At 39.1% G+C, this 12565-nt stretch carries 12 protein-coding genes; 7 read left to right on the forward strand and 5 right to left on the reverse strand.

Features of this window, described 5'->3' with window-relative positions:
* Positions 1-14: 14 nt before the first annotated feature.
* Positions 15-2399 (reverse strand): 3-hydroxyacyl-CoA dehydrogenase/enoyl-CoA hydratase family protein, encoded by a 2385-nt coding sequence (locus RRV45_RS18595; RefSeq protein WP_315669086.1) that lies wholly within the window; start codon positions 2397-2399, stop codon positions 15-17.
* Positions 2400-2775: 376 nt separating this feature from the next.
* Here RRV45_RS18595 and RRV45_RS18600 point away from each other — a divergent pair, with 376 nt between their 5' ends.
* The 3 genes from RRV45_RS18600 to RRV45_RS18610 are packed head-to-tail and all read left to right on the forward strand — an operon-like array spanning position 2776 to position 3629.
* A complete protein-coding gene (locus RRV45_RS18600) occupies positions 2776-2910 on the forward strand; it encodes a YuzL family protein (protein WP_315666144.1) in 135 nt (44 codons plus the stop codon).
* 54 nt (positions 2911-2964) lie between these two features.
* Positions 2965-3240 (forward strand): hypothetical protein, encoded by a 276-nt coding sequence (locus tag RRV45_RS18605; protein ID WP_315666145.1) that lies wholly within the window; start codon positions 2965-2967, stop codon positions 3238-3240.
* 56 nt (positions 3241-3296) lie between these two features.
* Positions 3297-3629 carry a spore coat protein gene (locus tag RRV45_RS18610; protein WP_315666146.1) on the forward strand — a complete coding sequence of 111 codons (333 nt, stop codon included), beginning with the start codon at positions 3297-3299 and terminating at the stop codon, positions 3627-3629.
* 148 nt (positions 3630-3777) lie between these two features.
* Here the strand turns inward: RRV45_RS18610 and RRV45_RS18615 are convergent, their stop codons facing one another.
* The 4 genes from RRV45_RS18615 to RRV45_RS18630 are packed head-to-tail and all read right to left on the reverse strand — an operon-like array spanning position 3778 to position 7513.
* Complete coding sequence (locus tag RRV45_RS18615) at positions 3778-4605, reverse strand: IucA/IucC family C-terminal-domain containing protein (protein ID WP_315666147.1); 828 nt, start codon at positions 4603-4605, stop codon at positions 3778-3780.
* On the reverse strand, positions 4574-5425 hold the full coding sequence (locus tag RRV45_RS18620; protein ID WP_315666148.1) for an ABC transporter ATP-binding protein: 852 nt from the start codon (positions 5423-5425) through the stop codon (positions 4574-4576). Before RRV45_RS18620 ends, RRV45_RS18615 begins: the two co-directional genes overlap by 32 nt.
* A gap of 31 nt (positions 5426-5456) precedes the next feature.
* Positions 5457-6512, reverse strand: a complete 1056-nt coding sequence (locus RRV45_RS18625) for a FecCD family ABC transporter permease (RefSeq protein ID WP_315666149.1) — start codon at positions 6510-6512, stop codon at positions 5457-5459.
* Positions 6512-7513 carry a FecCD family ABC transporter permease gene (locus RRV45_RS18630; RefSeq protein WP_315666150.1) on the reverse strand — a complete coding sequence of 334 codons (1002 nt, stop codon included), beginning with the start codon at positions 7511-7513 and terminating at the stop codon, positions 6512-6514. Before RRV45_RS18630 ends, RRV45_RS18625 begins: the two co-directional genes overlap by 1 nt.
* A gap of 179 nt (positions 7514-7692) precedes the next feature.
* Here RRV45_RS18630 and RRV45_RS18635 point away from each other — a divergent pair, with 179 nt between their 5' ends.
* From RRV45_RS18635 to RRV45_RS18650, 4 genes are all read left to right on the forward strand, one after another.
* Positions 7693-8661, forward strand: coding sequence for an ABC transporter substrate-binding protein (locus RRV45_RS18635; RefSeq protein WP_315666151.1), 969 nt, complete (start codon positions 7693-7695; stop codon positions 8659-8661).
* Between the two features lie 229 nt (positions 8662-8890).
* Positions 8891-10378, forward strand: a complete 1488-nt coding sequence (locus RRV45_RS18640; RefSeq protein ID WP_315666152.1) for a spore germination protein — start codon at positions 8891-8893, stop codon at positions 10376-10378.
* A 14-nt stretch (positions 10379-10392) separates the two neighbouring features.
* Positions 10393-11484 carry a GerAB/ArcD/ProY family transporter gene (locus tag RRV45_RS18645; RefSeq protein WP_315666153.1) on the forward strand — a complete coding sequence of 364 codons (1092 nt, stop codon included), beginning with the start codon at positions 10393-10395 and terminating at the stop codon, positions 11482-11484.
* Entirely contained in the window at positions 11481-12554 is a 1074-nt protein-coding gene (locus RRV45_RS18650; RefSeq protein WP_315666154.1) for a Ger(x)C family spore germination protein, read from the forward strand. The genes RRV45_RS18645 and RRV45_RS18650 overlap by 4 nt, the downstream gene beginning before the upstream one ends.
* Positions 12555-12565: the final 11 nt, after the last annotated feature.

Genomic DNA, 12565 nt, shown 5'->3' on the forward strand with positions numbered 1-12565 from the left:
AATTTTTTACTATATTAATTACGCAGTGGTTTTCCCTTCAGAAGCATATGCTGCATGCGCTGCAGCGTCTTTGGCTCAGCAAGCAGGCTAAGGAATGCCTCTCTCTCTAAATCTAGTAAATATTGTTCATCCACTTCTGTTCCAAAAGGCACTTTTCCACCTGCAATGACATAAGCTAATTTCTTCGCGATTTTCAGATCATGTTCAGAAATATAGCCGGAATAAAGCATGGCCTGTGCTCCTAAAAGTAAAGTTGCATAGCCCGTTTCCCCGACAACTGGCACCTTTTTGAGGATTGGCGCCTTATAGCCTTTTTCATGGAGGGCAAGTACTGCCTGTTTCGCATCATAAAGTAAGTGATCCCCATTCACACTAATACCATCAGCAGCATTAAGGAAATTGTTTTCACGTGCTTCTTCCGCTGATGTAGAAACCTTTGCCATCGCTATCGATTCAAATACCTTGTTGGCAACCTTTTGAAGATCAAATTCTACCCCATTAGGCAGGCTATTGAGATGCTTTAAATAAAGCTCTTTATTACCGCCTCCGCCAGGAATTAGCCCTACCCCAACTTCCACAAGCCCCATATACGTTTCGCTTGAAGCCTGAATATGTGCAGTTGGGAGACAAACCTCTGATCCGCCGCCAAGGGTCATGCCAAAGGGAGCAGCAACAACTGGCTTAGAACTGTATTTAATTTTCATCATCGCCTGCTGGAAGTGACGGACAACCATATCAAGCTCGAAAATATTATCGTCCTGAGCTTCCATTAGAATCATGGCAAGGTTAGCACCAACGCTGAAATTCTTGCCATGGTTACCGATGACAAGACCTTTGAAATTCTTTTCTACTTCATCGATGGAATAGTTAATCATTTGGATACTGTCCAAACCAAGCGCATTGCTCTTCGAATGAAACTCAAGCAAAGCAACACCATCGCCTAGATCAATTAGGCTTGCACCGCTGTTCTTTTTAATAACTCCTTTTTGCTTTTTTAGTCTTTTTATATTTATATTCTTCGGATTTTCAACTACTGGCTTATATTCACCATTTTGATAGAAAAAGAGATTTCCATCCTCAGCTTCTTTATAGAAAGAAGAATGACCGTTATTGAGCATTTCCTTTACCCATGCCGGAACCTCTAAACTAGCCTCTTCCATTTTCTTCACGGATTTTTCTACACCAATAGCATCCCAAACTTCAAAAGGACCTAATTCCCAGCCGAAGCCCCATTTCATTGCTTGGTCAATTGCAACAACATCATCAGCAATGTTTCCTAATAATTCTGCTGAATAAAGCAGAGCCGGACTTAATATATTCCATAGTAGCTGGCCTGCACGGTCATCAGCATATATTAGCGCTTTCATTTTGTTGGCTATGCCTTTTTCCTGCTTGCTTAACTCTGTTGCCGCTGTTTTCAGTTTCTTGCGGGGCCCATATTCAAGGGTTTTGGGATCAAGCTCCAAAATCTCTTTCCCTTGTTTTAAAAAGAATCCTTGGCCTGATTTGCTTCCTAGCCAGCCCTTATTAAGCATTTCTTTCATAAAATCTGGCACTGCGAATACTTCCTTTTCCTTGCCATCCACTTGCTCGTAAACATTATTAGCAACATGGACAAATGTATCTAAACCGACAACATCAAGTGTTCTGAAGGTTGCGCTTTTTGGCCGGCCTATTAATGGGCCTGTAATAGAATCCACTTCTCCAACACTATATCCGCCCTTGAGCATTTCCTGTAAAGTGACTAACAGCCCGTACGTACCGATGCGGTTTGCAATAAAGTTTGGCGTATCCTTCCCTTCAACGACACCCTTGCCCAGCTTATCTTCGCCAAATTGCTTCATAAAGGCTAAAACTTTGGCGTCCGTGTTTTTTGTAGGAATTACTTCTAACAGCTTTAAATACCGTGGTGGGTTAAAAAAGTGGGTCCCAAGGAAATGCTTTTGAAAATCCTCTGAGCGTCCTTCTGACATCGCTTCAACTGAAATTCCGGATGTATTTGAACTTACGATACTGCCAGGCTTTCTATAGCGATCTACCTTTTCGAAGACTTGTTTTTTAATATCGAGGTTTTCTACCACAACCTCAATGATCCAATCGACATCCTTTAAACGTTCCATGTCATCATCAAAATTACCAGCTTCTATTAATGCCAAATTCTTTTTAGACGTAAGTGGAGCCGGCTTTTGCTTTAACAGCTTTTGGCGACCTGCCTCACTAATACGATTTCGAACTGCCTTATCATCAAGGGATAGCCCTTTCGCTTTTTCTGCTTCATATAATTCCCGAGGTACAATGTCCAGCAATAGCGTTGGGATTCCAATATTCGCTAAGTGAGCTGCAATACCAGAGCCCATTACTCCAGAACCAAGAACTGCTGCTTTTTTGATTTGTTGGATCAAGTTTATTTCCCCCTCTTATACACTTTGAATGAACACTCATTCATTTTTGCGCCAAAAAAATATCTCTTGAATGAGTCTTATTATTTATAACTATAAAATATTTGAAATATTTAATCAATATTTTTCAAGCAATTAAAGAAAATTTTTGTTTTCATATTTTCTTAAATCGTTCCCATCAAGACTAAGAAAAGCTAATATAATCTAGATTATTCACCTACTTGAGTGCTCATATCTATTTATTTTACAGTTTTTTTCATAAATATAGCTATGTTTCCCCCAACCCTGTGTAAACATTCAACATTTTCCTTGGCGGCTAATTTTTGCTAGTAAAAAAATTGATATTGGGTACGCTACTAATGGAGGTGATGAGTAAATGGCAAAAAGAAAAAGGAACCCTTCAAAGGCTGGGGTTAGTGCTGCAAGTATAAAGGGGAATGCAGGACCAACAGTTGAGGCAGACGGCGGAGGGAAAGTGAACAGCCAAAATAATCAGTTTAAAAAGAGCTAATCTATCTAACCATCGCCAAAATAAATCCAGGACAAAGGATCGGAGGTATCATTCATGCAACAACAAAACATGAATATTAATATGCAAAATCAGCAAGGATTGATGCAGCAGCCGCCACCTATCATTTCAACGAAAGACTCCTTGTACCTATCTGATATGCTTTCATGGAATTTATTAGCTGTAAAGAAGGCCCATTTTTATGCACAGCATTGTCAGAATGAGGAATTGAAAATGGCGTTTGAAAAATGCGGGCAAATGCATCAGCGCCATTATGAGCAAATACTTACCCATTTACAGCCTCAAAATCAATCTTTTACCGGATTGCAGTAAGTTTTGGAAACATCACATGAACTGGAAAATGCTTTTTAAGGAGGCATATTTATTATATGAATAGCAATCAGAATCAAAACTCAATTCAAAACCCAGAAACTCAAATTTCCAAAACTCCGAAAATGAATGAACGCGATTTTGCCAATGATTTATTATCTACTGAAAAATATATGACCGCTTCTTATTGCACGTATCTTAATGAAGCAAGTCATCAGTCCCTTTATCAGGATGTATTAAACATCTTCACAGAGACCCAAAACCAGCAGCGTGAATTGTATAATCTTATGTTTAGAAACGGCTGGTACAAGCTTGAAGCTGCTGACCAGCAAAAGATGCAGCAAACATATCAGCAATTTCAAGGCTACACAAACCAGCTGCCCTATCAATAAAAAAATAAGTCGCCTGTCCAGAAAGTTAGATTTTCCTGACTTACTGGACAGACCCTTCAAATGGACCTTCCGATACTAGGGTGGAACTTTCCTTTAACTTCTCGTTTGAATCACCAATCAACAGGTCCGTATATTTCTCAAGCAAGCTTCAAGCTTGTCCTTTAATTCCTGAGTCAAGAGCTTGTTCCTCCTGTCTAGTCATTTCGCTAATAAGCGGGCATGGCGCACACGTATGCGGACAGGTGACACAACGCTTCTTTGCCTTTGTTAAATAAGAATAGCAGCATGTACTTCTTGGTCTTACCTCTCTTTTTAGTTCTTCTAAATAAATTTGCTGATTATAATACCTTTTTAGCGGATTTTCATTATAGCTGCCAAATAAGGAACCGGGTGCTTGAAAAATAAGATAATGAAAATCCTCTTGTGAACGCCCAGCCACGCCCTCCATCACATCTTCTTTACTTAAAACCGTCTCGTACAACCAGTAAATATAAACAGCAATATTTTCCCAAAGAATCAGCTTCGATACTTTAGTAATCTTCGTCAGGCTTTTGATTAGCGGATATAAGTGATCGTGAAAAAGAATCTTCACACCCTTTTCACGCCATTTTTCTCGATCACCCTCAACCCTTTCCAAACAAACTTCGTTAAAATAAAAACGCGGAAGCCATAATTCATCTTGAGAATTGCTTTCCAATGACACATTCTCAATTGAAATATCGAGTCGTCTATTCCAAGCTGTCATCGCATACAGGTAAATGACTGCTAAAAAAGCATATCTTTTCATAAAAATCGAAGCCGTAACCTTCTCATTTGCGGCCCCTATATGCTTGCCAAGCTCCTCTAAGTAATCGCGCAACGCTTGTTCATCCTGCAGCAAATTCATAGAAATGGACAATGGTGATGGGGACTGTTTCGTTGTAAAACGAAATGAAAGAAGCTCATTAATCTGCGATTCTGAGAGCTTTTGAACCATTATCAGTCCCATCCTTTTTTAGTATACATCTGCCCTTTCCATAAGGAATGCATAATGGAGTTCCAAACAAAGGGTCTATTGTTACTTCACAGTCCATCCCAAACACGTTTTTTACTAAACTGCAGTTAATGACATACTCCGGCTTCCCTTGTGCAAATATTTTTTGATCTTTAATAGCCACGATATTGTGGGCATAACGGCAGGCTAAATTCAAATCATGCAAAACCATTACAATGGTTCTCTGCTCTTTTTCATTTAATTCAAACAACAAATCAAGGATTTCAATTTGATGTGTCATATCTAAATAAGTAGTCGGTTCATCAAGCAGAATCGTATCCGTGTCCTGTGCAAGCGTCATCGCAATCCACGCACGCTGCCTCTGCCCCCCAGAGAGTGAATCCACATTCCTATCCTTTAATGACTCAAGGCTTGTCGCCTTTAACGCAGCATTCACTTTTTTCTCGTCTTCGTCTGACCATTGCTTTAGCCACGTTTGGTAAGGGTAGCGCCCCTGCTTGACAAGCTGTAGAACCGTTAATCCCTCAGGTGCCGATGGGGATTGGGGAAGGATCGCCATCTTTCTGGCAACTTCCTTTGTTGACAATTTAGCAATTGCCTCACCTTCTAGTAGAATCGAACCTGATTTAGGCTTAAGCAACCGGGCAATTGATCTGAGCAGAGTTGATTTACCGCAGCCATTTCCCCCAATAAAGACCGTCACTTCCCCTTTGGGAATCTTTAAATCAAGCTCATTGATGATAATCGTATCCCCATAGGATAAAGTCAGTTGATTCGTGGCAATCGCCTGTGCACTTACCATATACCGCTCCTCCTTAATAATATTGAAAACTCTATGAGTTCCTTGTTTTAAAAAGTAAATATATGAAATACGGGGCTCCAATACTGGCCGTGAACACACCTGCCGGGATCTCAAGCGGCGAAAACAGCGTCCTGCCAATTAAATCAGCTGCCATCACGAGTATGCCTCCGATTAATGCCGAAACGGGAAGCAGCGCCCCGAAGGCAGACCCTACTAATCTTCTTGCCATATGCGGTGCCATTAAGCCTACAAAGCCGATGCCGCCAGCAAATGCAACGGAACCGCCAATCAATGCTGTGCTAATCATTAGCAATAGAAAGCGGTACCTCTGAACATGGCTTCCTACTCCAGTAGCAATATCATCTCCAAGCTCTTGAATATTCACATTTCGGGCTGAAATAAAGGCAGCTATACATAGAATCAGTATCCAAGGAACAAGGATGGTCACATGGCTCCAGTTAGAACCATAAACCGTTCCTGTAATCCAGATATTTGCTTGACTCGCCTGATATATGGGACCGAGAAGCATCATTAAAGTAGTGAGGGCTTTCATAAGACTATATAATCCAATCCCGATTAAAACTAAGCGAATCGATGAAACCCCATCTTTCCAGGCTAAGAAATAGACTAAAAAAGCAACAACCGTTGCACCGATAAAAGCAGCGACAGGGAGCCATTCAATGCTGACAGTCAAAGCATTGCTTTCATCACTAAAAAGAGCGAGAAAACCAACAACCGCAACAGATGCACCCCCGGTAATCCCTAAAATATCTGGAGAGGCAAGAGGATTGCGAATAATCCCCTGAAGAATCCCTCCCGCAACGGCGAGTCCAATTCCTACCAATAAGGACACAATGATTCTCGGCAGCCGGAAAGATTGAACGACAAGTCGTTCCATGTCTGTACCGCCGCCGAAAAACACCTTCACCACATTTAATGGGCTAATCTTCATCTCTCCAGTTCCGGTACTAATGATAAATACTCCTGCTGCAGTACCTAATAGAATAAGAATTAAAAATAAAGCCTTTCGGTCAATTAAAAAAGATACCTTATCTTTAAATACACGAAAACTTTGATATTGACGCATTATTTATTGAACCCCTTTCTCGCGATATAGATGAAAAAAGGAGTTCCAATCACAGCTGTCATTACACCTACAGGCACTTCCTGCGGCATGATGATATACCTTGAAGCGATGTCAGCCAAAAGAAGCAGCATGCCTCCGAAAAGTGCCGAAAACGGGATGACCCATCTGTGATCAATTCCAACAACAGCACGTGTAATATGAGGGATCACAATCCCAATAAAGCCAATTGGGCCTGCAACCGCAACTGCTCCACCAGATAAAAGAATGATAGCTATTCCTGCTCCTAGTTTAAGGAGCCCTGTTTTCAACCCTAATCCTTTAGCCACATCTTCTCCCATTGATAGAATATTCATCTTGTTGGAAATGGACAAGGCCAGTATCCAGCCAACAACTAGATAAGGCAGTACGGCTAGTAAAGTGTCTAGCTTTCTCCCGGATACAGATCCAGCCAGCCAAAAGAGAACCTGCTCCAAAGCCGTTTCGTTAATAACAAGAAATCCTTGTGTCATAGAAGCAAACATCGCACTTATGGCGGCGCCAGCAAGAGTTAGCTTCATTGGAGTTAATCCTTCTCTTCCTATTGAACCAATCGCATATACACAAACAAAGGCAATGGTAGCCCCTAAAAAAGACACCCACGTAAAGATCTGTAAATTACTAAGGGAAAACAGTGTCACTACAATGACCACCGCAAACCCAGCACCCGCATTTATACCGAATATTTCAGGTGCGGCCAATGGGTTTTTCGTTAAGGTCTGAAGCAAAACACCTGCGACAGCGAGACTCGCACCAACTGCAGCAGCTATCATCGCTCTTGGAAGCCTAACTGACTTTATAATAAGATGCTCGTTCGACCCGTCAAAATCCAAAAAGGCATCAATCGCCATGTTCCAAGTCGTATTCGTATAACCATATACAATACTTAGGCACATAAGAAAAAGCAAAAGAAGCAACGATAAAATAAAACCCATCCATCTTAAGGAATTATTTTTTAACAGCATAACCCTTAAACCTTTCATCAATAAAAGTTCATTCATATTCAGTCTATTGGATGAAAAAGACCATGTCAATGATTCTGATAATCATTTTCATTTATCTATTGACAACCCTTTTAAACCATCTTATTATGATATTAGAAATGAAAATGATTATCAGTAGCAATTAGGAGGTTACATAAGGAATGAAAGCTTTTAAATTAGCACTTACGATTATTTGTATGATGTCCCTTTTCGTTTTAGCTGCATGCGGAAATAACAATGACGAGCAGGCTGACAAGGAAAAAGGAACCGATAACGCCTCAGATGATGCAGGTTATACCGTTCAGCATGCAATGGGAGAAACTCCAATTAAGGAAACACCTAAGAAGGTTGTAATCTTAACAAATGAAGGAACAGAGGCCCTTCTTTCAATGGGAGTAACACCAGTTGGAGCTGTTCAATCTTGGACAGGGGATCCTTGGTATTCACATATCGCAGATAAATTGGCTGATGTTAAAGTCGTAGGAACGGAAAGTGAAGTAAACGTTGAAGCGATTGCAGCATTACAGCCTGATTTAATTATCGGAAACAAAATGCGCCAGGAAAAAATCTATGACCAACTGAATGCGATTGCCCCTACTGTTTTTGCTGAAACTTTACGCGGAAACTGGCAAGAAAACTTTAAACTTTATGCACAAGCATTGAATAAAGAAGAAAATGGCCAAAAAGTGATTGCTGATTATGAACAGCGCATTAAAGATATACAAGAAAAGCTTGGAGATAAAGTCAATCAAGAGGTTTCCATCGTCCGTTTTATGGCTGGAGATGTACGAATCTATCATAAGGATTCATTCTCAGGTGTTATTCTAGAGCAAATTGGATTAAAAAGACCTGAAAGTCAGAACGTAGATGATTTTGCAGAAAGGAATGCAACGAAAGAAAGAATTCCTGCCATGGATGGGGATATTTTGTTCTACTTTACTTATGAAACTGGAGATGGCGAGGCAAGCAGTCTTGAAAAAGAATGGATTGAAGACCCATTATTCCAAAATCTAAGTGTTGCAAAAGCAGGCAATATTCATAAAGTAGATGATGTAATCTGGAATACTGCCGGCGGAGTAATCGCTGCAAATTTAATGCTTGATGATATTGAGAAGTATATTGTGAAATAAGATCGTTTTCACTCAAAAAACCCGCAAATTTTTGCGGGTTTTTTCATTTCGAATTAACCATTTTTAGGATTTGGTTATGCCTTCCTTCGCTCAAGCTTCTCCTATAAAAGAAGTTCAAGAATTCTTGCTCCGAGGGAAAGAGAGCTCATTAGTAAATTTGACCCAAAGATTCATAAACACACCATTTCCGGTAACAATAATGTTAATGCCAAAAAATAATGGTGATTTTATGAAAAAATGGATTAGCACAAAGAAAAGTCAACAAAAACAAAGCAACTGGGAGAAAGAGCTCAAAAAATCACATGATTTCACGCAATCCTATCATACAAGTCAAAAGACAAATATTCAATTTTGCATAACCTTTATGTCAACTTTAGTAGATGACAAAATTATTCAACAAAGTATTCTTCCTCATTTACTTGAAGATGATATTCATACAATCGAAGATATTAAGAAGCTGATACCCATTGCAGATATGGAAATATCAAGTGATCCCACTCAAATTGAGCAAAAATTATTTAATGGCTATTTGATTCTGACTATTGGAAATAATGAAGAGCAGTTTGCTTTTATTGCCGTACAAAAGGAAATTGTCCGGGGAATCACTCCTCCTGAAATCGAATTCTCTGTTATCGGGCCAAAAGAGGCCTTTGTTGAATCTTTAGGGCAAAACATAAATTTAATTAGAAAAAGATTACCAACGAAAGAATTAATTATTGAAGAATATACGTTAGGGAAGTTATCTAAAACAAGAATTGCGATTTTATTTATGGAAGGCATTACAGATGATGAAAATGTAAACACGGTAAGACAGCGGATTAAAGATGTTGAGTTTGACGCAATTACGGACAGCTCCTACATCGTTCAGCTTATAAGTGATAATTCAAACTCGCCATTTCCGCAATTACTGGATACGGAAAGGCCAGACCGTGTAGTTGGGATATTAGCAGAAGGGAAAATTGCAATTATCGTTGATGGATCACCGCACGTCCTTATTACCCCAACAACGCTTGTCGAGTTTTTCGGCTCGTTTGAGGATTATTTCTTGAATTGGCTCTTGGCCTCGTTTTTTAGGCTTATTCGGGTTTTTGCTGTCTTGTTTTCAATCCTTATTACACCGATTTATGTCGCTGTCCTGACGTATCATTATGAACTTATTCCGCAAGACTTAGTGGGAACATTAATTACATCAAGAAGAATTGTACCCTTCCCGCCCATTCTTGAAGCCATATTTCTTGAATTAACAATTGAACTTTTAAGAGAGGCGGGAGCAAGGCTGCCGACAAAGGTCGGGCAAACGATAGGTATCGTAGGTGGAATTGTAATTGGGACTGCTTCCGTTGAAGCTGGTCTTACAAGTAATGTACTGCTTATACTTGTTGCCTTGGCTGCTCTTGGATCCTTTACGACACCCGTATACAAAATGGGCAATACAATCCGCTTGCTGCGGTTTCCGTTTTTGCTTTTTGCCGAGCTTTGGGGATTGCTCGGGATTGTTTTCTGCTTCAGTATTTTATTAACACATTTAATTCGGCTAACCTCACTCGGACGGCCCTTTTTAGAGCCTATTTATCCATTAAGGGTGAAAGACTTGAAAGATACAATTGTTCGCCTGCCATTTTCAAAGGATACAAGAAGGCCATATCTATTGAGAACCGAAAATTCAGTTCGTTTTAATAAGGAAAAAGCGAATGTCAAAAAAGACATCGATGAGTAACAGGGGGGAATAGTATGCAGGAACAAACTATATCTGAAGGAGCAAAAATATCCCCTTTTTTCGTTTTTTATTTAATCATTTCTATGCAAATCGGGATTGGGATTCTCGGATTTCAGCGCGTAGTCGTCGGCTATTCAGGGAATGATTCTTGGATTTCTGTTTTGTTTGCAGGACTTTCCCTCCATATCATCATGTGGATGATTTATAAAATCACGGAAACTGTTAATGGAGACATTGTCACAGCACATAAATATATTTTCGGAAACATTGTCGGCAAGATGCTTAGTTCCATTTTTATCATTTATTTTTCCCTAAACGCATTAACAGTTGTACGCACATATGTCGAGGTTGTTCAAGTTTGGATGTTTCCCAATCTCAGTACTTTCTGGTTTTCCTTGCCGTTTTTGCTGCTTTGTACGTATGTCATTTTTGGTGGTTTTCGAACGGTTGTGGGCATTTCCTTTTTCTCAGTGCTCCTGCCTGCTTATGTTCATTTTACTTTTGGCTTTAATTTGAAGTTTTCCAATTACATGCACCTTTTTCCAGTTTGGGATCATTCTCTAAAAGAAATCCTTTTAGGTTCCTATCACATGTCTCTTACTTATCTCGGTTTTGAAATTATTCTATTTTGCTATCCATTTATAAAGGAACCGCAAAAATCGAAAAAATGGGCCCATTTCGCCCTTTTATTTACTACTTTTATTTACACAAGCTTTATGATTGTGACGATTGTTTATTTTTCTGAAGAACAGCTTAAAAAATCGATATGGGCATCATTAACGATGTGGAAAATTGTGAAATTGCCGTTTGTCGAGCGGTTTGAATATATCGGAATTGCTAATTGGAATTTAGTCATTCTCCCAAATGTTTGTATCGCTCTTTGGGCTGCGTCACGACTGTTAAAACGGGTGATAAATATTCAACAAAGAAAAGGAGTTTTATTCATTGCGTTCATTATTTTAGTCGTCAGCCCCTTTTTTGATACGCGTGAAAAAGTAGAGCTTCTAAATGATCTAACTGGAAAAGCAGCATTTGCTTTTAATTTTATTTATATTCCTATTCTATTCATTTGTATCTTGATTGCAAAGAAGGTGAAGAAGTCATGAAATTTTTGGGAAAGCTTTCTATTCTTTTGATCCTCTCTATTTTATTAACAGGCTGTGTTCCCAAGAAAATCATTGATAATATTAATATTGAATCTGCAGCTGCATTTGATAAACTCGCAGAAGACAAATTTATCGGTACCTTACTTACCCAAGAATATCTTCCCGACAAATCAATTAAAAATAATACATTTACTTCCAAAGCTTCATTAAGACGGGATCTTATGTTGAATCTCCAAAAGGAATCATCTAAACCAATTGTCACAGGTGGTGTATTAGTGTCTATCTTTGGAGATAAACTTGTAGATGACGGAATTATTGAATTTGTCGATACTTACCAACGAGATCCAGGCATCGGGGCAAGAAATTTCTTAGCCACTTCACACGGCAGTGCTTTAGAAATATTGAAAGGGGATTATGGGCCACAGGGAAATTCATCCTATTTAAATGATCTGATCGAGCATAATATAGAGCGTGGAGATGTACCTGTTACAAATTTACACATTTTTTTACGCGACTATTATATGAAGGGAAAGGATCCCTATCTTCCAGAGATAAGACAATTAGCGCCAAATAAAGTAGAAATAAGCGGAATGAGTATGTTTAATGGGGACAAAGAGGTATATATCCTGCCAAAAAAGAAAATGTTCTATTTTAAGATGATGGTCGACAATCATACAGAGGGGAGCTATAGAGTCCATTTAAGCAAAGGAATTGATGCAGATGTCAAAAGCATATCATCCAAACATAAATATAAACTATCAAAAGAAAATCCCGGTCATGTCACCATCGAACTTAAATTAGTTGGGGTCATTAAGGAATATACAGGATCTAGACTAACACCAAAAGCGGTAAAGAAGATTGAAAAAAAGCTTGAAGAAGAAATTAAAGAAGAATGTTTAAAGTTAATTGAGACCTTTAAAAAAGAAAACACAGACCCTGTCGGATTTGGATTCTTGCATCGAAAGTATATTCGCGGATATGATTTTAAAAATTGGAAAGATGATTATCAAAAATTAACGGTTAAAATTAACTGCAAGGTGCGGATTGCTGAAACAGGGGTAATTGACTAAAAAAAGCGAGG

This window comes from Bacillus sp. DTU_2020_1000418_1_SI_GHA_SEK_038, from assembly GCF_032341175.1.
GTDB lineage: Bacteria > Bacillota > Bacilli > Bacillales > Cytobacillaceae > Cytobacillus.